Origin of the sequence: Microbacterium sp. NPDC008134 (assembly GCF_042957055.1) — a bacterium.
GTDB lineage: Bacteria > Actinomycetota > Actinomycetes > Actinomycetales > Microbacteriaceae > Microbacterium.
On record NZ_JBIBHO010000001.1, the window covers coordinates 110152 to 129044 of the forward strand.

Consider the following 18893-nt stretch of genomic DNA (forward strand, 5'->3'; position numbering starts at 1 on the left):
GCCCCGCGGCCCACTGGGTCCCTGAGCTTGTCGAAGGGTCCCGCCCCGCGGAACTCCTACAGGCCGACGAGCTCGGTGCTGCGTTGCCAGAGCGCCTCGGCGAGGGCAGGGTCGTCGGCCTGCGGGTTGACCTTCGACGACAGCGTCCGCTCGTCGTAGTACGCCCCCGAGAACCACGTCTCGTCCGGCGTGCCCTCGATGAACCAGCGCAGGATCGCGCCGCCCTCCTCGGTGCTCGTGAGCAGCAGCTTGCCGAGGAAGCTCCGGTACACCAACCGCATGACGCTCGACGAGTCCGAGGCGAAGTTCGTCTGCACGGTGCCGGGGTGGAAGGCGACCGCGCTCAACCCCTCGGCGTGGAACTTCTCGTGCAGGCTGCGAGTGAACAGCACGTTCGCGAGCTTCGCGTCGCCGTAGGCCTTGTTGGCGCTGAACTTCTTCGTGTTGTCGAGGTCGTCGACGTCGATGTGCCCGAAGAGCCGGTGCCCGACGCTCGAAGTGTTGATCACCGCGGCGCGCGAGGCGAGCAGCGTGGGCAGCAGCAGGTTCGTCAGCAGGAACGGCGCGAGGTGGTTGACCTGGATGGTCTTCTCGTAGCCGTCGACCGTGGGAGTGCGGTCACCGAAGATGCCCCCGGCGTTGTTGGCCAGCACGTGGATGCCGTCGGCGCCCACGGCATCCGTCAGCTTCTCGGCCAGTTCGCGCACGTCGTCGAGGCGGGCGAAGTCGGCGGTGAAGTACTCGGCACCGGTCTCGTCGGCGATCGCGCGGGTCTTCTCGGGCGAGCGTCCGACGAGGATCAGGCGGTCGCCGGATGCCGCGAGCTGTCGAGCCGCGGCGGCACCGATGCCGTCGGATGCTCCGGTGAGGACGATCGTTCTTCCGGTCATGCGTCGGCTCCAGTCGGGGTGATGCGACGGGCGCCGCGGGTGATGTGGTCGGCCACGACGGTGCGCACCCGCTCGGGGTCGCCGCTCGCGAGCGCGTCGACGATCTCCTGGTGGCTGCGCACGTGCGCGTCCTGCTCGTCGACGCCGAGGGCGTCGTTCGCGGCGCGGATGAACCCGGCGATGCGTCCGCGCAGCTGCGCGCTGATCTCGTCGAGGAACCGGTGCTCGGCGAGTTCCGCGAGGGTCTCGTGGAACAGGCGATCCTGGCGCAGCACCTCGTCGATATCGCCCGGAGAGGCGGCCCCCATCGCGGCGACGATCGCGTCGAGGCGAGTCGCGGCATCCGCATTCCACCGCTCCTGCACACGGATCGCCATGAACTGCTCGACCACGATGCGCAGGCTCGAGATGTCGTCGAGATCGGATGCCGTCAACTCCGCGACCCGTGCGCCGCGGCGGGGCTCGCGCACGATGAGCCGCTCCTCGGCGAGCCGGGTGAGCGCTTCGCGCACGGGGATGTGGCTGACGCCGAGGCGGTCGGCGAGTTTGCGCTCGACCAGGCGCTCGCCGGGGGCGAGCTCGCCGGAGTGGATCGCGGCGCGCAGTTCGTCGGCGACCTGTTCGGCGATGTTCTGGTCTGTCACGGTGCGCATCGAGGGAATCCTTCCGAGCGGGCGACGGTCGTCGGAGATCGAAGCTCCGAGGTCGCGCGCTCGCACCGATGCTATGGCATCCGCCGATGCGCGGGCCGAACGACAGGGGAGAGAGTGATGACCACGGCACTGGGCGACAGCATCCGCATCCCGCGCAGCGCGCTGCAGATCGCAGTGGCGCGTCGCGATATCACCCCGCCCACCGGTATCCGCGCGAAGAACTGGGGGCCGGCCGACTGGGAGCGCTCCGAGGGTGCGCACCGACCCTTCGAGCTGACCGCGCTCGCGATGATCGGCGACGACGACCGGCCGCGCGTGCTGCTCGCGGTCGACGGAACTTGGTGGCGGCGGGTCGCCGACGAGCAGGGGGTGCGCGGGGCGATCCTCGACGCGCTCGGTTTCGAGGCCGATCAGCTGATGCTCTCGCTCTCGCACACGCACGCCGGAGCGGTGCTGTGCGCCGCCGACGCGCACCTGCCCGGGGGAGAGCTGATCGCCGGGTACCTCGAGGCGCTCGCCGCCGCAGGCATCGCGGCCTCGAGGGAGGCGCTCGGGTCGGCCGAGCCCGGCATGATCGAGTGGACGACCGGCCGTTGCACCCTCGCCGCCGACCGCGAGCTCGACCTCGACGGACGCGCGCTCGTGGGATTCAACCCGGATGCGGTCGCCGACGACACCGTCGTGATCGGGCGGGTGAGCGTGGCCGGGGTCGTGCGCGCAACGCTCGTCAACTACGCCTGCCACCCGACGACCCTCGCCTGGCAGAACCGCGAGGTGTCGCCCGACTACGTGGGGGCGATGCGCGAGATCGTCGAGGCGGCGACGGATGCCCCGTGCCTGTTCGTGCAGGGGGCGTCGGGGGAGTTGGCCCCGCGCGAGCAGTACACCGGTGATCACGCGGTGGCCGATCGGCACGGGCGGTCGCTCGGACATGCCGTGCTCGCGGCGCTGGATGCGCTGCCGATGCCGGGTGAGCAGCTCACGCTCGACCGCGTCGTCGAGTCCGGGGCCCCGCTGGCGGTGTGGGCGGGGCGCGAACCGGTCCCGGAGCGAGGAGCGGAGCGGCGAGACGAAGGGCGCTCGGCCGGCGTCACGGCATCCGTCACTCTTCCTCTGCGCGAATTGGCGAGCCTCGTCGACCTCGCCGCCGAGTGGGCCGACATCGACGAGCGCTCGCGCGATGAGCGCCTCGGCCGTGCCCGCAACCTTCGCGAGGGGTACATCGACGGCCCGACCGTGCAGCATCCGGTGTGGGTCTGGCGCCTCGGCGATGCGGTGGTCGTCGGGCATCCCGGCGAGGCGTACTCGCGGCTGCAGACGGGTCTGCGTTCCCGGTTCCCCGGCATCCCGATCGTCGTGATGAACCTCACCAACGGCCCCGGCTTCGTCTACCTACCCACCCGCGACGCCTACGACCGAGGTGCCTACCAGGCCTGGCAGACCCCGCTCGCCCCCGGTGCCCTGGACCTCCTCGAAACCCACGCCGCGTCTCTGATCATCACCCTGCTGTCCCCGTCCACCCCCACTCCGGCTTTCGAATAGCTCACTTTGCCGAATTCCGGAGCCGAGAGTCGCAAAGTGAGCGATTCGAAAGCCGTCACCCAAGGAGAGAAATGAAGTCCGTCGCCATCGTCACCGGAGGATCCGCCGGCATCGGCTGGGAGATCGGTCAGCGCCTCGCCGCCGACGGCTACCTCGTCGTCGCCGCCGATCGCGTGCCCGGGCTCACTGCGGTCGAGAACCCCGCCGGCATCCTCTGGCGCGAGCTCGATGTCACCGATCACGACGGCGTAGACCGCGTGTTCGGTGAGATCGAGGACGACCTCGGGCCGATCGAGGTGCTCGTCAACAACGCCGGCATCCAGAGGCACCGAGGCCTCGAAGACCTCACGTTCGACGAGTGGTCGGCGGTCGTCGACGTGAATCTGCACGGGGTCTTCTCGGCGCTGCAGGCGGCCGGGCGGCGGATGCTCGAGCGCGGCGACGGCCGGATCGTGAACATCTCGTCGATCTCGTCGCGCGGCTCGGCGGGTCGCGCGCCCTATGCGACGACGAAGGCCGCGGTCATCGGGCTCACGGCGACGGCCGGGGCCGAGTGGGCCGCCCGCGGCGTGCGGGTCAACGCGGTCGCCCCGGGCTACGTCGACACCGGGGTCTTCCGTCAGGGCGTCGAGGCCGGGACTCTCAGCCTCGACACGATCCTGTCGCGCATCCCCGCACGGCGGCTGGCCGAAGCGAGCGAGATCGCGGCGGCGGTGAGCTTCTTGGCATCCGACGAGTCGCGCTACATGAACGGCCAGACGCTCTATGTCGACGGGGGCTTCCTCGTCGACTACGGCGTTCCCCTCGCGAAGAGGCCCGCATGACGGCGATCGAGCGGGTCGAGACGGCGACCGCCGTGCTGCCGCTGCCGGCACCGCTGCACCTCGGCGCGATGACGGTGACCCGGCGCGAGTACGGCGCCGTACGGGCATCCGACGCCGATGGCGTCTCGGGCGTCGCCTACTGCCTGTCGCGCGAGGCGCCGATGGCCGAGATCGTCGAGCGGCTCGTGGCGGGCCACGCGATCGGAGCGGATGCCGACGACCCCGCCGCGACCTGGGAGCGGATGCTGCGCGGCAGCGCCATCGTCGGCCGAATCGGTCTCGTGCGCCGGGCGATCGGGCTCGTCGACATCGCGCTGTGGGACGTCGCGGCGCGGCGAGCGGGCGTGCCCCTGTGGCGGATGCTCGGCACCGGAGATGCCCCGCGCAATGCGATGCTCGTGGCTGCGTACCCGTCGGCGGACCGCGCACCGCGCGAGGTCGCCGATGAGGTTCTCGCGCAGGCCGACGGCTGGTCGCAGGTGAAGATCGCGCGCATGCCCGATCCTGCATATATGCGCGAGCTACTCGCGTTGCTGGCCGCGGAGCTGCCCGCATCGACCGGATTGGTCGTCGATGTCGGCTTCGGGTGGCGCGACGCCGACGAGGCTCTGGCGGAGATCGCGCAGTGGGGCGACCCGCGGCTGGCGTGGCTCGAAGATCCGCTGCTGCCCGAGGATGCGGCGGGCTGCGCACGCATCCGCCGGGAGAGCGGGCTGCGGGTGTCGGTCGGCGACGAGGTCACCGACCCTGCCGTGCTGCGCGCGCTCGTCGATGCCGAGGCGGTCGACGTGCTGCGCCTCGATGTCGTCGCGATCGGCGGGGTGACGCCGGCGCGCGAGCTGACCGCCTGGGCATCCGATCGGGGTGTGCCGGTGTCGGGTCACGTGTATCCCGAGGTCACCGCGCACCTCGGGATCGGCGTCGAGACCTTCGCGCGCGGAGTGAACCCCTACGACCCGGCAGCGTCGTTCATCGTGGGTGGGCCGGTATTCGAGGGGGCGGTCAGGCCGACGGATGCCGAGGGACTGGGCTTCACACTCGACACGGATGTCTTCGAGTTCGATGCGGGAGGGGACTGAGATGGGTGATGTGGCGCGCAGTGTCGTGGTGACGGGAAGCGGCAAGGGGATCGGGCGAGCGGTCGCCGAGCGGCTGACAGCCGACGGATGGACCGTTGTCGGCCTCGAACGCTCCGCCGGATCGGGCACCGTCGAGGACGGCATCGTGGCCGAGGTCGTGCTGGGCGATGCGGCCGATCGTGCGGTGCACGAACGCGCCGCGACGGTCGCCCGTCGCCTCGCGCCGCTATCGGGGTGGGTGAACAACGCCGGCATCACGAAGCGCACGCCCCTGCACGATCTCGACGAGCAGGTCGTGCGCGAGATCCTCGACATCAACGGGTTCGGATACATCTGGGGCTGCTCGGTCGCCGTCTCGGCCTTCGTGGATCAGGGCGTGGCCGGAGCGATCGTCAACATCGGGTCGATCCACGGCCGGGCGTCGTTCGTCGACCACGCGGCCTACGAGTTCACCAAGGGCGGCATCGACGCACTCACGCGCAGTGTCGCGGTGACGTATGGCGGTCTCGGCATACGCGCCAACACCGTTGCGCCGGGAGGCGTGCGCACGCCGCACCTCGAGACGCAGATCGCGGCATCCGACGACCCCGTCGCCGCCGAGCGGGCACTGGCGGAAGGGCCCCCGATGGGGCGGATCGCCCGCGCTGAGGAGGTCGCGGCGGTCACGGCGTTCCTTCTGTCGGACGAGGCGCCGTACCTCTCGGGGCAGTCGATCGCGGTCGACGGCGCGTGGACGGCATCCTTCGGCGACATCGCCGTCGACCCGGCGCTCCGCGCACGCTTCGGCGACTGATTCTGGTTTACAGCCTGACCATTATCGTCGATAATGGTAGCTATGTCGACCACAGTAGAAGGTTCTTACGCCCCCCGGCTGCCCGTGAAGGTGCGGCACGCGAGCGCCGAAATCGGCGAGGACTTCACGGCATGGCGCAAGATCCTTGGATTGACTGCCGAGCAGGTCGCCGAGCGTGCAGGCATCTCGCGGGGGACGCTGCGTCGACTCGAGCACGGCGACCCTTCCGTCGGTTTCCACGTCGTGCTCCGGGTGGCCCGGGGGCTCGGCGTGCTCGAGAAGCTCACGGAAGCGCTTGATCCACTGACCACGGATATCGGCCGGGCGAGAGCTGATCTCATCAACCGGAAGCGTGTGAGATGACTCGCCTCGATTCCGTGGACCTGCACGTCGATATCGCCGGCGAGACCGTGCTCGCCGGGCGAGTGCAGTTCAATCGCAGGCGTGGCGCACTCTCGTCGACGATGTTCCAGTACGAACCGGAGTACCTCGCGAACGCGCTCGCGTACGAGGTGGATCCGAGGTTCGGGCTGTACAGCGGATCGCAGCAGGCAACGGGCCTTCCCGGCGCCTTCTCCGACTGCGCGCCGGATCGGTGGGGCCGCAACCTCGTCCTGAAGCGAGAGCGCGCGCTGGCCCTCCATGAACAGCGGGCCCAGCGATCGCTGGATGACGTCGACTACCTCGTCGCGGTCAGTGACGCCACGCGCCAGGGCGCTCTCCGGTTCCGCCGGAACTCCGAGTCTCCGTTTCTGGATCCTGATCACGACGTACCGAAGATGCTCCGCCTGGCCGAACTGATGCGCGCGTCCGAGGTCGCTGCTCGAGATGAGGGGGATCAGAGCCTCGCCGCGGTGAGGATGCTCCTCGATGCGGGAACCGGTTCTCTCGGGGGTGCGCGTCCCAAAGCGGCGGTGAAGGGCGACCGTGGCGAGCTGCTCATCGCGAAGTTCCCCCACCCCGAGGACGACTGGGATGTGATGGCGTGGGAGGCCACCGCCTTGGATCTCGCGATGGCGGCGGGTGTGGCCGTCCCCACGTACCGGCTGACTCCTGTCGATGGCCGCAACGTTCTGCTGCTCGATCGGTTCGATCGCACGCCTGACGGCGCGCGCATCGGATACATGAGTGCCATGACCGTCTTGGAGCGGGGGGACGGAGCCGGTGGTGACTACGTCGAGATCGCCGAGGCCATCGAGGAGATGGGCGGTCGGGTGAAGGACGACCTCGGCGAGCTTTATCGGCGCGCTGTGCTGAGCGTCGGGCTGCACAACACCGATGACCATCTGCGCAACCATGGGCTCCTGCATGCCGAGAGCGGATGGGCGCTCAGCCCTGCCTTCGACATCAACCCTGAGCCGGATCCGAAGGCGCGCCAGACCACGATCGCCGGAGCGAGTCACCACGGTGATGAGAGCGAGGGGCTGAGGGAACTCGCGCGTGCGTGTCGCCTGAGTCCTTCCGCGGCCAGGAGCGAGCGCGAGCGGATCGCCGACATCCTCGACGGGTGGCGAGACGCCGCGGAAGTGAATCGTGTTCGTGGATCGGAGATCGCGCGATTCGCCGACGAGATCGAGAGTGGTATCGCGGTGCTCAGGAGCTGAGCGGGCGCGTCCGAGAGAACGGCAGGCCTCGGTGGCGCGTCCACACGGGAACTACGCCTTGAGCATCGAGGCCCGGCTGATCAGCCCGTCGACCACGTCGAAGGTCGCGATGGTCTCGGTGGCGACCCCCGCGTTGATGACCTGCTCCTGCGCCACGACCCAGCGGTCACCGAAGAGCACGGTCTGCTCGATCACGCACGACAGCTCGGGGTTCTGCAGCCGGGGCTCGTAGAACGCGCGGATCGCGGCGGTGCCGACGACCGGTTCGGGCGCGACACCGGTGATGACGGCATCCGCGGCATACGTCGCGACGAACGCATCGAGGTCGTGCGCGTTGAACGCGTCGAGCTGGTCGTGCACGGTCTGCTCCGCGGACCGGGAGCGGATGCTGTCAGTCAATGCGAACTCCTCCGTTGACGTCGTAGGTGGCGCCGGTGATGAACCCGGCCCGCGCCGAGGCGAGCGAGGCGATGATCCAGGCGACGTCGGCGGGCTGTCCGAACGCGCCGAGCGGGATCGATGCTTCGAGCTTCGCGCGCCCCTCGCCCTGCAACTGGTCGGTGATGGCGCTCGCGACCGGGCCGGGGGTGACGGCGTTCACGCGGATGCCCTCGGGTGCCAGGTGGCGGGCGAAGCTGCGGGTCAGCGCCAGGATGGCGCCCTTGCTCGCCGCGTAGTGGAGGCCGGTCTGCAGGGCGCCGACCTGCCCGGCGATCGATGAGAGGTTGATGACGCTGCGGTCGCCCGACGCGGCGCGCAGCAGGGGCAGCGATCCGCGCGTGAGCAGGAAAGTGCCGCGCACGTTCGTCTCGAGCACGCCGTCCCACTCCTCGATGTCGATCTCGTCGTACGGCGTGTAGGGGCAGACCCCGCCGTTGTTGACGAGCACGTGCAGTTCGCCCCAGGCATCCGTCACCTCCGCGACGAGCGCGTCGATCGAGGCGGGGTCGCGCAGGTCGAGTCGCGAGACCCGCACATCGGATGCTCCCGCCGCCCGACACTCCTCGGCGACGCGCGCGGCCTCGGCCTCCCGCCCGGTGTACGTGAGCCAGACGTCGAGCCCTTCGCGGGCGAGTTCGAGGGCGGCAGCGGTTCCGATACCGGAGCTGGCCCCGGTGATGAGTGCGCGGCGGGTGTCCATCCCTAAACGCTATAGCAAAAGCATCCGAAAATGAATGCCGCAGAATGGCCGACCTTCGGCACCGATTGTCGATGCTGTTAGGGTTGCCTTACCGAACTCGCTTCGGCTTTCGCGTGCTTCGTTCGCGCTCCCCACTCGCTCGACCTCCTTCAGAAAGAGACGATTCGTCATGCTCACACGTGCCCGTCGCCGCCCCGGGGCGATCCTCGCAGCCTCGGCTTGCGCCCTTCTCCTGCTGTCCGGATGCACGGCGACCGACGCCCCCGCCGAGGGCGACACCGCAGCCGAGACGACCGGCACGCACAAGGTCGAGCACGCACGCGGCACCACGGCCGTTCCCGATGACCCTCAGCGCGTCGTGACCCTCGAGCCGCTCGAACTCGACACCGCCGTCGCGATCGGGATCGAGCCGGTCGGCGCCGCCGTCGCCAGCAACGTCACCGGAGCGCCCGCGTACCTCGATGCGGACGGCGTCGAGCCCGTGGGAACCGTTCCCGAGCCCGATCTCGAGGCGATCGCCGCCCTGAAGCCCGACCTGATCCTCGGTACCGAGGCCCGCCACTCCGAGCTCTACGAGCAGCTCTCGGCGATCGCGCCGACGGTGTTCATCGAGACCCAGGCCGACCCGTGGCGCGACAACGCACTGCTCATCGGTGAAGCGCTGGGCCGCGAGGACGAGGTGGCCGATCTGCTGACGGGCGTCGACGAGCGCTGCGAGGCGCTGTCCGACGAGTACGCCGTCGACGGCCAAACCGTGCAGCTGATCCGCCCCCGCGACGAGACGACCCTCAGCCTCTACGGTCCGGTGTCGTTCTCGGGCAGCCTGCTCGAGTGCGTCGGCTTCACGATCCCCGAGCAGGACTGGGCCGACGGCCTGCAGGCCGACATCTCGCCCGAGAACATCCTGTCGGCCGCGGCCGATCACGTCTTCGTGACCGTTGCCGACGTCGATGACGAGGCGGAGATCCCTGCGGCGATCGCCCAGAATGCGGATGCCTTCCCCTCGGTGACCCCGGTCGACACCAGTTACTGGGTGTCGGGTGTGGGGCCGAAGGGCGCCCAGGCGGTGCTCGACGACATCGAGACGTTCCTCGCAGCGAACCGGTGACGACGGTCGCCACGGACGAGCGCACGGGGACGCCGCGGATGCGGCGTCCCCGTCGTGGCGTGCGCGCGGTCGCGGGGATCCTGCTCCTCGTGGCCGCACTCGTGTGCGCCGTGCTGCTCTCGCTCGCCGTGGGCGCCAACCCGCTCTCGCTCGATGCCGTTGCCGCGGCGCTGCGCGGCGACGGCACCCCGGAGACCGCCTACGTGGTCCTCGACCTCCGCGTTCCCCGCACGGTCACGGGACTGGTCGCCGGCGCCGCTCTCGGTGTCGCCGGAGCGCTGATCCAGGCCTTCACCCGCAACCCGCTCGCCGATCCCGGCATCCTCGGGGTGAACGCCGGCGCAGCGCTCGCGGTGGCCCTCGGGGTGAGCCTGCTGGGTCTGCGCGATGCGTCACAGTTCGTGTGGCTCGCCTTCCTCGGCGCCCTCGTGGTCACCGTCGCCGTCTACCTCGTCGGTTCGTCGGGCCGCGGCTCGGCCGATCCGATTCGGCTCACCCTCGCGGGTGTCGCGCTCGGCGCGGTGCTGTCGGGTATCACCACCGGCATCGCTCTCAGCGACCCGGATGCCTTCGATTCGATGCGCAGTTGGAACGCCGGCTCGCTGCTCGGCCGAGGCTTCGACGTGATCCTGCCCATCGTGCCGTTCGTCCTGCTCGGTCTGGTGCTCGCCGTGGTCCTCGCGCCGGGGTTGAACGCGGTCGGTCTCGGTGAAGACGTGGCCCGCGCCCAGGGTGCGAACGTCGTCGGCATCCGCATCGGGGTGATCGTCGCCGTGACCCTGCTCGCCGGCGCGGCCACGGCGCTCGCCGGCCCGATCGCGTTCGTGGGACTGATGGTGCCGCACGTGATCCGCTGGACCTTCGGCATCGATCAGCGGGTGATCCTGCCGCTCTCGGCGGTGCTGGCCCCCGTGGTGCTGCTGCTCGCCGACGTGCTCGGCCGGGTCATCATCGCGCCCGCCGAGGTGCCGGTGGGCATCGTGGCCGCCTTCGTCGGCGCACCCGTACTGATCCTCCTCGCCCGCCGTCGTCGAGCGAGCGCCCTGTGAGCGCGCCGTCGACGACGACCCGTCCGACCCCGGTCGGATACCGTCGGGTGCTGTTGCGCATCGGGCCGGTGCGGATTCCGCTTCGCCTGCGCAGCATCGTCGTGGGGCTCGCGGCCGTCGCCGCCCTGTGCGTGCTCGGCGTGCTGGCGCTCGGTCTCGGCACGTATCCGGTCGCGCCGCAGGACGTCGTGCGCACGCTCTTCGGAGGCGGCGACGCCATGGATCGCACGGTCGTCATCGATTGGCGGCTGGCGCGAGCCGTCGCCGCGATCACGATCGGGGCGCTGCTCGGCATCGCCGGCGCGCTGTTCCAAACGGTGACGCGGAATCCGCTGGCCAGCCCCGACATCCTCGGCCTCTCGAACGGCGCGTTCACGGGGATGCTGCTCACCCTGGTCTTCGTCTCGACCGGTTGGCCGCAACTCACCGCCGGCGCACTGGTCGGGGGTCTGGCGACGGCGCTCGTGATCTGGCTCCTCGCGGCGCGCGGCGGGGTGCAGGGCTTCCGGTTGATCGTCGTCGGCATCGGCGTCTCGGCGATCCTGGCATCGCTCAACACGTGGATGCTGCTGCAGATCGAACTCGAGACCGCGATGTTCGCCTCGGCCTGGGGCACCGGATCGCTGAACGGCGTGACCGCCGGGCCGCTCATCGGTGCGCTGCTGTGCGCGCTTCCGTTCGTCGTCGCGGCGTTCGTGCTCGTGCCGGCGCTGCGTCAGCTCGGCCTGGGCGACGACATGGCGGCGGCGTCAGGCGCACGACCGACGATGATCCGCACGGTCGCCCTGCTCGTCGGTGTCGTGCTGGTCGCCGCGGCGACCACGGTCGCGGGGCCCGTCGCGTTCGTCTCGCTCGCCGCCCCGCAGATCGCCCGACTCGTCGCCCGCACACCGCAGCTCTCCCTCGTACTCTCCGCGCTGTTCGGAGGCGTGCTGCTGCTCGGTGCCGATCTGGTCGCCCAGCACGTGCTCCCCACCCCTCTGCCCGTCGGGGTCGTCACCGTCTCGGTCGGCGGCGCGTACCTCGTCCTCATGATCATCCTGGAGATCCGCCGCCGTGCCTGAGACCCCGCCCCCGTTCGACTCGTCCGCCTCCCGTCTCTCGGCCGAGGCGATCACGCTGTCGTACGACCGCACCGAGATCGTGCGCGACCTCTCAGTGGCCGTGCCGACGGGCGGTTTCACGGTGATCATCGGGCCGAACGCGTGCGGCAAGTCCACACTGCTGCGCGGTCTGTCGCGCCTGCTCGCGCCGACGAGTGGACGTGTCGTGCTCGATGGGCGCACGATCAGCGCGTTCCCGGCGAGGGAGGTCGCTCGGCGACTCGGTCTATTACCCCAGAGCGCGGTGGCGCCCGACGGCATCACGGTCGCCGATCTGGTGGCCCGCGGCCGCTACCCGCACCAGAATCTCGTGCGTCAGTGGTCGGATGCCGACGAGCACGCGGTCGCGCGGGCCCTGGAAGCGACGGGAACCGCCGATCTCGCCGACCGCCCCGTCGATGCGCTCTCGGGAGGTCAGCGTCAGCGGGTCTGGGTGGCGATGGTGCTCGCGCAGGAGACCGATCTGCTGCTGCTGGACGAGCCGACCACCTTTCTCGACGTCGCGCACCAGGTCGAGCTCATGGAGCTCTTCGCCCAGCTCAACGCCGAGGGTCGCACGCTCGTCGCGGTGCTGCACGACCTCAACCACGCGGCGCGGTACGCGAGCCACATCATCGCGATGCGCGATGGTCGCATCCTCGCCGAGGGCCCTCCGAACGAGGTCATCACGAGCGAGCGGGTGCACGAGGTGTTCGGCCTCGCGAACGTCGTGATCCCCGACCCGGTCACCGGAGGCCCGCTCGTCGTGCCCCTGCGCGGAACGGCGCCGATTGGAGGGCGGTCGTGATGGTCGAGCGCCCTTGGGCGTACAGCGCGTTCCCCGTGCGTGTGAGCGCGCGGCGGACGCTCAGCCCGCACTTCGTCCGCCTGACGCTGGCCGGAGAGAGTCTTCGGAACTTCGCCGCCTGGGGCATGGACCAGCGGATCAAGGTCGTGCTGCCCCTGCCGGACGGCAGTTTCGCCGACACCGGACTTCTCGACGAACCCACCCCGCATCCCTCCGACTGGTACACGCGCTGGCGCGAGCTCCCCGAGGACGAGCGCAACGTGCTGCGCACCTACACGCCCGCGGCGATCCGCGCTGAGCAAGGGGAGATCGACATCGACTTCTTCCTGCACGACCCGGCCGGGCCGGCATCCGCGTGGGCCGCAGCGGCGCAGCCGGGCGACCACCTCGTGGTGAACGGACCCGACGCACGGATGGGCTGGACGGGATACGGACTGCATTGGCAGCCGGGCGATGCGTGCCGGTTCCTGCTCGTGGCAGACGAGACGGCGTTCCCCGCGGTGCGCGGCATCCTCGCCACCCTGGGGTCGGATGCGGAGTGCGAGGTGATCCTCGAGTGCGCCGACGCGGCCGACGATGTGATCTCGGCCGAGGCACCCGACGGCATCCGCGTGCAGCGCGTGCTGCGCGAGAGCGGCGACCCCCGCGTCGAGCAGACGGTGCGCGCCTGGGGGGCTGCGCACGGCGACGGGGCGCGCGATGATGCCGGGTTCTACGCCTGGATCGCCGGCGAGTCGGGGACGACGACGGCGATCCGGCGCTACCTCACGGCCGAGCTCGGCATCCCGAAGGAGCGGGTGTCGTTCCTCGGCTACTGGAAGAGCGGCGGCCCGCTCGTCGGCTGAGAGCCCGCCCGGCCGCATCCGCCCCGGCATCCGTCCGCTCCCGTCGCACTTCCTGTCGGTCTGAGAGCGTCAGAACGACAGAAACTGCGACGGGAGCCAGGGGAACGGTTGCCGCACCCTCAGCGCTCGAACACGACCTCGCCGCCGACGACCGTCGTCGTGACGTACTGATCGGCGATGCGCTCGGGCTCGATCTCGTAGAGGTCGGCGCTCAGGGCGATGAAGTCGGCCAGCATCCCGACCTTCAGCGTGCCGGTCACGTGCTCCTGTCCGACTGCGTACGCCGAGCCGTAGGTGTAGGCGCGCACGGCCTCGTCGACCGTCACGCGCTCGCGCTCGCCGAGCACCTCGCCGCCGCTCGTGCTACGCAGCACCATGTCACGGATCGACACGAGCGGGTTCGCGTCGGAGATGGGCGAGTCGGTCGAGCCGTTCAGCACGATCCCGGCATCCGCCAGCGACTTCACCCGATAGATGTCGTCGCGTCGGTCGGCCGCCACCGCCGCGGCCATGCCGTCGCCGAAGTCCGACACGAACACGCCCTGGGGCACGGGGATCACGCCCAGCCGGGCGGCGCGCGCGATGTCGTCGTCGCTCGCCAGCGCGAAGTGCTCGATGCGGTGCCGCACGTCGGGGCGCGGCGCGATGCTCTGGGCGTGCTCGATCGCGTCGAGCACGTGCGTGATCGCGCGGTCGCCGATCGCGTGGGTCGCGACGGTCCACCCGGCGCGGTGCGCGCCCACGATGTAGTCGCGCAGCGCGTCGGGCTCGTGCAGCAGCACGCCGAAGTTGTCGGCCTCGCCGTGGAAGCAGGCGTGCATGGCGGCCGAGCGCCCGATGAACGATCCGTCGGCGACGATCTTCACCGGTCCGACGCGCAGCATGTCGTCGCCGAGGCCGGTGCGGATGCCGAGGTCGAGACCGAGCACGTCCTTGTCGGGCAGGTCGGTGAACGGGTGCAGCACCGTGATGTACGGCATGAGCGTGGTGCGCACGCGCAGCTGCCCCTGCTCGACCGCCGACTGGTAGGCGTGGTAGTCGAGAGGGCTGTTGCCGACCATGCGGATCTCGCCGATCCCGGGCTCGGTGACCGAGGTGAGCCCGTAGCTCAGCGCCTGGTCACTTGCGAGCCCGAGGTTGCGCTGCACCTCGTCCAGACTCATCGGCCGCACGAGCGCGAAGATCGGGGCCATCGCCGACTCCTGCAGCAGGCCCTCCGGCCGGCCCTCGGAGTCGCGCGGGATGCCGCCGCCGGCGATTTCCGGGAACCCCTCGCGTCCCGTGTATCCCGCGAGCTCGAAGGCCTTCGTGTTCGCGACCATCATGTGCCCGGAGACGTGCTCGAGGATGACGGGCCGCCCGCCCGCGACCCGATCCAGCCCCTCGGCCGTCGGATGCCCCTCGAGGAAGTTCTGGTCGTAGCCGGAGCCCCGCACCCAGGCATCCGGTGCCAGCCCCTCGGCGTGCACGCGCACCGCCTCGTACAGCTCGTCGAGCGAGTTCACCGCGCCCGGCCGCAGGTTCAACGACGCGAGCCGGAAGCCCGTGAGCGAGAGGTGGTGGTGCGCGTCGTGGAACCCGGGCAGCACCGGCTGCCCGCCGAGGTCGACCGTGCGCGTTGCTTCGACGCCGAGCAGCTCATCGTCGAAGCCGATGATCCGGCCGTTCAGCACGCCGATGCTGTGCGCCGTGGGGCGGTCGGCATCGAGCGTGCGGATGCGGGCGTTCGTGAAGATGGTGTCGACGCGCATGGTCTCTCTCGGGTCGGGTTGTCGGGTCGGGCGGGCTACGGGTGAGCGGGACGGATGCCGTCAGGCCACGGATGCCGTGGCCGCGGTCTCGGCCTCGACCGATCGCGCGATGCGTCGCTGCAGACCCCAGACTCCGGCGATCGTGATGAGGATCATGACGGCGTAGAAGACCGCCACGCCCCAGACGCTGCCGCCGGTCGAGTTGAGGATCCACTGCGCCACGAGCGGCGTCGATCCGCCGAAGACGGTCGCGCACAGCTGGTAGGCGAGCGAGACGCCCGAGTAGCGGATGCGGGCCGGGAACGCCGAGGCGAGGAGCGTCGCGAGCAGCGCGTAATAGGCGGTGCTGCCGATGATGGTCGCGTAGAGGGTGACCGTGATCCACAGCGGCGAGGCCGCCTGGATGGCCAGGAAGTACGGCACCGTCAGCGCGACGCTGAGGATGAGCCCCGCGAGCATCACGCGGGCGATGCCGAAGCGCTCGGCGATCTTCGCGGCGATCGGCTGCCAGATGAACTGCAGGATCGCCATGCCGAGCAGGATGTTGAGCATGAGCTGGCGCTCGATGCCGAGCGATCCGGTGGTCCAGGCGAGCAGGAAGGTGTTCGAGAAGTAGGCGTTCGAGATGCCCATGACCGAGGCGAGCACGCCCAGGCCGATCAGCAGCGGCGCGGTGCGGATCGCGACGAGCACCGGGGCGCTCACGACCTCCTTCGACTGCTTCGCCGCCTCGAAGTCGGGCGACTCCTCGACCTTCACACGGATGACGAGGCCCACGATCACGAGGATCGCCGACACGAGGAACGGGATGCGCCAGCCCCAGGTGATGAACTGCTCGTCGGGCAGCAGGCCCACGATGAGGAACATCACGGTCGCGAGGATGGAGCCGGCAGGCGAGCCCTGCTGCACCCAGGCTCCGGCGAGGCCCTTCTTCTGGGCGGTGGCGTTCTCGGTCGACAGCAGCACTGCGCCGCCCCACTCGCCGCCGACCGCGAAGCCCTGCAGGCCGCGCAGCACGACGAGCAGGATCGGGGCAGCCATGCCGATCTGGGCGTAGGTCGGCAGGAGGCCGATCGTGGTGGTCGCGGCACCCATGAGGATGAGCGTGAGTACGAGCACGTTCTTGCGCCCGAACTTGTCGCCGAAGTGGCCGAACACCAGGCCACCGATGGGGCGCATCAGGAAGCCGACCCAGAAGGTGGCGAACGAGGCGAGCAGGGCCGCACCGGGGGCGACCTCGGGGTAGAAGACGCGGCCGAAGACGAGGGCGGCGGCCGTGCCGAAGATGTAGAAGTCGTACCACTCGATCGCGGTGCCGACGAAGGCACCCAACATTGAGCGTCGTTGCCGGGCAGAACTGATCTCAGTGCGGGAAGCAGCCATCGGGAGGGCTCTCTGTCTCGGGGGAAGAAGGGGGGAACTTCGGGTTCTGCCCATCCTGCGGTGATCACCCCATGCTCGTCCAATGAAGAAAACGGGGTCAGGTATACGGTTTACGTATGTATGGGGAACGTGAGCTCGAGGCATTCGTCGCCGTGCTCGACAGCGGTTCGGTCAGCCTCGCGGCAGAACGCCTGATCAGAACGCAACCTACCGTGTCGCGGCAGATCGCGTCGCTCGAGCGTCAGGTGGGGGCATCCCTGTTCCGACGGATGCCGCAGGGCATGGTCGCGACCTATGCCGGCGACCGCCTCGAACCGATGGCGCGCGACCTGGTCCGGCGCGGACGCCGCGCCCGCGAGGTGATGAGTGGCATCGTGCTCAAAGAGCGCTCGTTCGTCGCCGCGGCCCCTGAGATGACCAGTGTGCTCGTGCTCGCGCCGTTCATCGCGGGCGGCGGGCCGATCTCGGATGTCGTCGTCGCGACGCCCGTCGAGACCTACGACCGGCTTCGTTCCGGGGCCGACCTCGCCGTGACGACGAGCCCTCCGGATTCGCGTCTCAGCAGCATCCGCATCATGAACCTTCCCCTCTACTGCCAGTTGCCGGCGTCGCACGCGCTCGCCGCGGGGGAGCGGCTCGAGCTGGAGGATCTGCTGGCCGGGCCGTTCCTCACCTCGGGCACCGGATCGGCCGCGTGGACGCAGATCCAACGGGCGGCCGAGAGTGAGGCGTGGTCGGTCGAGATGGCGAGTTTCGGAGCGGATGCCCCCATCATCCAGGCCCGTTCGGCCGCCGGGCACGGCCCCTGCGTGGTCGTCGAGCCGCCGCGCTTCGGGCTGATCTCGAAGCCCCTGCATCACCGTGGCATCCCGATGCAGTGCGCGCTGTACGCCGCGTGGGAGCGCACGCACTATGCGCGCGACGACATCCGCGGGGTGGCTGAGCAACTGGCAGCCTTCGCGGCCGACCACGTGCTGAGCCTCTACGACGCCGAGGACTGAGCGTCTTGTGCGGGCACGCTTCGACAGGCTCAGCGACCCAGCGTCTAGGTCCCTGAGCGCACCTGGGCCCCTGAGCCTGTCGAAGGGCCACATCCCGCACGCATCCGCTAGATGCTATAGCATCGCACTCATGACAACGCCGTTCATCCTCGTCAGCGACTGCGACCTCCCCGGAACCGTCATCGAAGACACCCTCCGTTCCGCCGGACTCCGCGCCGAACGCGCCGCCTCCCCGGCATCCGACGACCTCGCCGCAGCAGGGACGGATGCCGTCGGCCTCGTCGTGCAGTGGGCGCCGATCACCGCCGAGGTGCTCGATCGGATGCCGAACCTGCGCATCATCAGCCGCGTCGGCATCGGTTACGACATGATCGACGTCGAGGCGGCGACCGCCCGCGGGATCGCGGTCGCGAACACCCCCAGCTACTGCATCGAAGAGGTCGCCGCGCACACGGTCGCGATGATCATGACCCAGGCCCGAGGGCTTCCGGCCTACGACCGCGCGGTTCGCGCCGGCACATGGAAGGCGGTGGATGCCCAGCCTCTGGCCGTCCGTCCGTCGACGACCACGGTGTCGGTGCTCGGCTTCGGCCGTATCGGATCGATCGTCGCTCGCGGATGCCGCGCGCTCGGGTTCCGGGTGCTCGTCGCCGACCCGTACGCCTCTGCCGACAGCATTCGTGCGGCCGGGTGCGAGCCGGTCGAGATTCCGGATGCCGTGGCGCAGGCCGACATCCTCACCCTGCACGTGCCGCTCACCGAGACGACCCGGCACCTGATCGATGCGGAGTCGATCGCGACGATGCGGCCCGGCGCCGTCGTCGTGAACACGTGCCGCGGGCCCCTCGTCGACGAGCGGGCGCTGGTCGATGCGCTGCGCTCGGGGCGACTGGGCGCCGCCGCCCTCGACGTCTTCGACGGGGAACCGCTCGCGGCGGACTCCCCGCTGCGCGACCTCGACCAGGTGCTGCTCAGCCCGCACGCCGCGTGGTTCTCGCCCGAGGCGCTCGCCGACCTCCCCGTGCACGCGGCGCGCAACATCATCGACTTCCTGGAAGGGGAGTCGGTACCGATCGTCAACCCCGCCTACGCCGGCTGAGTCAGCAGGAGTGGAGTCCTTCGACTCAGGAGTCCAGCTTCTCGGGCGCGATGAAACTGGGTCGCTGAGCCTGTCGAAGCGTCCCGCCCCGCAGGTTCGGGAGGAGATCTCCGCGTTGGGCGGAGGCATCCGCTGTTTTCCTCCTCCCTTGGGCGAGTTCTCCTCCCGAACGGGTGCCGGCGGATGCCGCGCTCACAGGAGGGGTGGAGTCAGCGGGGGCTGAGCCTGTCGAAGCGCCCCA

The 18893-nt window shown here is 70.1% G+C and carries 19 protein-coding genes; 13 read left to right on the forward strand and 6 right to left on the reverse strand.

Going from position 1 to position 18893, the window contains the following annotated elements:
• Positions 1-56 precede the first annotated feature (56 nt).
• Together ACFY9N_RS00560 and ACFY9N_RS00565 are read right to left on the reverse strand one after the other, a co-directional pair.
• Positions 57-890 (reverse strand): SDR family NAD(P)-dependent oxidoreductase, encoded by an 834-nt coding sequence (locus tag ACFY9N_RS00560; protein WP_391476207.1) that lies wholly within the window; start codon positions 888-890, stop codon positions 57-59.
• The gene (locus ACFY9N_RS00565; protein ID WP_391476209.1) at positions 887-1543 is read right to left on the reverse strand and encodes a GntR family transcriptional regulator; all 657 of its coding nucleotides are present in this window, start codon (positions 1541-1543) and stop codon (positions 887-889) included. The genes ACFY9N_RS00560 and ACFY9N_RS00565 overlap by 4 nt, the downstream gene beginning before the upstream one ends.
• A gap of 117 nt (positions 1544-1660) precedes the next feature.
• Between ACFY9N_RS00565 and ACFY9N_RS00570 the strand changes: the two genes are divergently transcribed.
• The 6 genes from ACFY9N_RS00570 (at position 1661) to ACFY9N_RS00595 (ending at position 7385) form a co-directional block, all read left to right on the forward strand.
• A complete protein-coding gene (locus ACFY9N_RS00570; RefSeq protein ID WP_391476210.1) occupies positions 1661-3085 on the forward strand; it encodes a hypothetical protein in 1425 nt (474 codons plus the stop codon).
• Between the two features lie 71 nt (positions 3086-3156).
• The gene (locus ACFY9N_RS00575) at positions 3157-3909 is read left to right on the forward strand and encodes an SDR family NAD(P)-dependent oxidoreductase (RefSeq protein WP_391476211.1); all 753 of its coding nucleotides are present in this window, start codon (positions 3157-3159) and stop codon (positions 3907-3909) included.
• Positions 3906-4988, forward strand: coding sequence for an enolase C-terminal domain-like protein (locus ACFY9N_RS00580; protein ID WP_391476212.1), 1083 nt, complete (start codon positions 3906-3908; stop codon positions 4986-4988). The genes ACFY9N_RS00575 and ACFY9N_RS00580 overlap by 4 nt, the downstream gene beginning before the upstream one ends.
• 1 nt (position 4989) lies before the next feature.
• A complete protein-coding gene (locus ACFY9N_RS00585; protein WP_391476214.1) occupies positions 4990-5781 on the forward strand; it encodes an SDR family NAD(P)-dependent oxidoreductase in 792 nt (263 codons plus the stop codon).
• A gap of 42 nt (positions 5782-5823) precedes the next feature.
• Entirely contained in the window at positions 5824-6144 is a 321-nt protein-coding gene (locus ACFY9N_RS00590) for a helix-turn-helix domain-containing protein (protein ID WP_391476215.1), read from the forward strand.
• Complete coding sequence (locus ACFY9N_RS00595; RefSeq protein WP_391476216.1) at positions 6141-7385, forward strand: type II toxin-antitoxin system HipA family toxin; 1245 nt, start codon at positions 6141-6143, stop codon at positions 7383-7385. The genes ACFY9N_RS00590 and ACFY9N_RS00595 overlap by 4 nt, the downstream gene beginning before the upstream one ends.
• Before the next feature lie 51 nt (positions 7386-7436).
• Here the strand turns inward: ACFY9N_RS00595 and ACFY9N_RS00600 are convergent, their stop codons facing one another.
• Both ACFY9N_RS00600 and ACFY9N_RS00605 read right to left on the reverse strand, forming a co-directional pair.
• Positions 7437-7784 (reverse strand): nuclear transport factor 2 family protein, encoded by a 348-nt coding sequence (locus ACFY9N_RS00600; protein ID WP_391476217.1) that lies wholly within the window; start codon positions 7782-7784, stop codon positions 7437-7439.
• Positions 7777-8526, reverse strand: a complete 750-nt coding sequence (locus tag ACFY9N_RS00605; RefSeq protein WP_391476219.1) for an SDR family NAD(P)-dependent oxidoreductase — start codon at positions 8524-8526, stop codon at positions 7777-7779. Before ACFY9N_RS00605 ends, ACFY9N_RS00600 begins: the two co-directional genes overlap by 8 nt.
• Positions 8527-8695: 169 nt before the next feature.
• Between ACFY9N_RS00605 and ACFY9N_RS00610 the strand changes: the two genes are divergently transcribed.
• Genes ACFY9N_RS00610 through ACFY9N_RS00630 form a run of 5 tightly spaced genes read left to right on the forward strand, consistent with a single transcriptional unit; the run spans position 8696 to position 13418 of the window.
• Positions 8696-9634 (forward strand): ABC transporter substrate-binding protein, encoded by a 939-nt coding sequence (locus ACFY9N_RS00610; protein WP_391476220.1) that lies wholly within the window; start codon positions 8696-8698, stop codon positions 9632-9634.
• A gap of 38 nt (positions 9635-9672) precedes the next feature.
• Complete coding sequence (locus ACFY9N_RS00615) at positions 9673-10683, forward strand: iron chelate uptake ABC transporter family permease subunit (protein ID WP_391478428.1); 1011 nt, start codon at positions 9673-9675, stop codon at positions 10681-10683.
• Positions 10680-11747 (forward strand): FecCD family ABC transporter permease, encoded by a 1068-nt coding sequence (locus ACFY9N_RS00620; RefSeq protein WP_391476222.1) that lies wholly within the window; start codon positions 10680-10682, stop codon positions 11745-11747. The genes ACFY9N_RS00615 and ACFY9N_RS00620 overlap by 4 nt, the downstream gene beginning before the upstream one ends.
• Positions 11740-12573 (forward strand): ABC transporter ATP-binding protein, encoded by an 834-nt coding sequence (locus ACFY9N_RS00625; protein ID WP_391476224.1) that lies wholly within the window; start codon positions 11740-11742, stop codon positions 12571-12573. Before ACFY9N_RS00620 ends, ACFY9N_RS00625 begins: the two co-directional genes overlap by 8 nt.
• Positions 12573-13418: a siderophore-interacting protein gene (locus ACFY9N_RS00630; protein ID WP_391476225.1), complete on the forward strand. Its 846-nt coding sequence runs from the start codon at positions 12573-12575 to the stop codon at positions 13416-13418. Before ACFY9N_RS00625 ends, ACFY9N_RS00630 begins: the two co-directional genes overlap by 1 nt.
• Positions 13419-13537: 119 nt before the next feature.
• On the opposite strand, the gene ACFY9N_RS00635 is transcribed toward ACFY9N_RS00630, so the two are convergent.
• Positions 13538-15169 (reverse strand): amidohydrolase, encoded by a 1632-nt coding sequence (locus tag ACFY9N_RS00635; protein ID WP_391476226.1) that lies wholly within the window; start codon positions 15167-15169, stop codon positions 13538-13540.
• A 60-nt stretch (positions 15170-15229) separates the two neighbouring features.
• Positions 15230-16504 carry an MFS transporter gene (locus ACFY9N_RS00640; RefSeq protein WP_391476227.1) on the reverse strand — a complete coding sequence of 425 codons (1275 nt, stop codon included), beginning with the start codon at positions 16502-16504 and terminating at the stop codon, positions 15230-15232.
• A 164-nt stretch (positions 16505-16668) separates the two neighbouring features.
• On the opposite strand from ACFY9N_RS00640, the gene ACFY9N_RS00645 reads away from it, so the two are divergent.
• Both ACFY9N_RS00645 and ACFY9N_RS00650 read left to right on the forward strand, forming a co-directional pair.
• On the forward strand, positions 16669-17553 hold the full coding sequence (locus ACFY9N_RS00645; RefSeq protein WP_391476229.1) for a LysR family transcriptional regulator: 885 nt from the start codon (positions 16669-16671) through the stop codon (positions 17551-17553).
• Positions 17554-17683: 130 nt separating this feature from the next.
• Positions 17684-18652: a C-terminal binding protein gene (locus ACFY9N_RS00650; protein WP_391476230.1), complete on the forward strand. Its 969-nt coding sequence runs from the start codon at positions 17684-17686 to the stop codon at positions 18650-18652.
• Positions 18653-18893 lie beyond the last annotated feature (241 nt).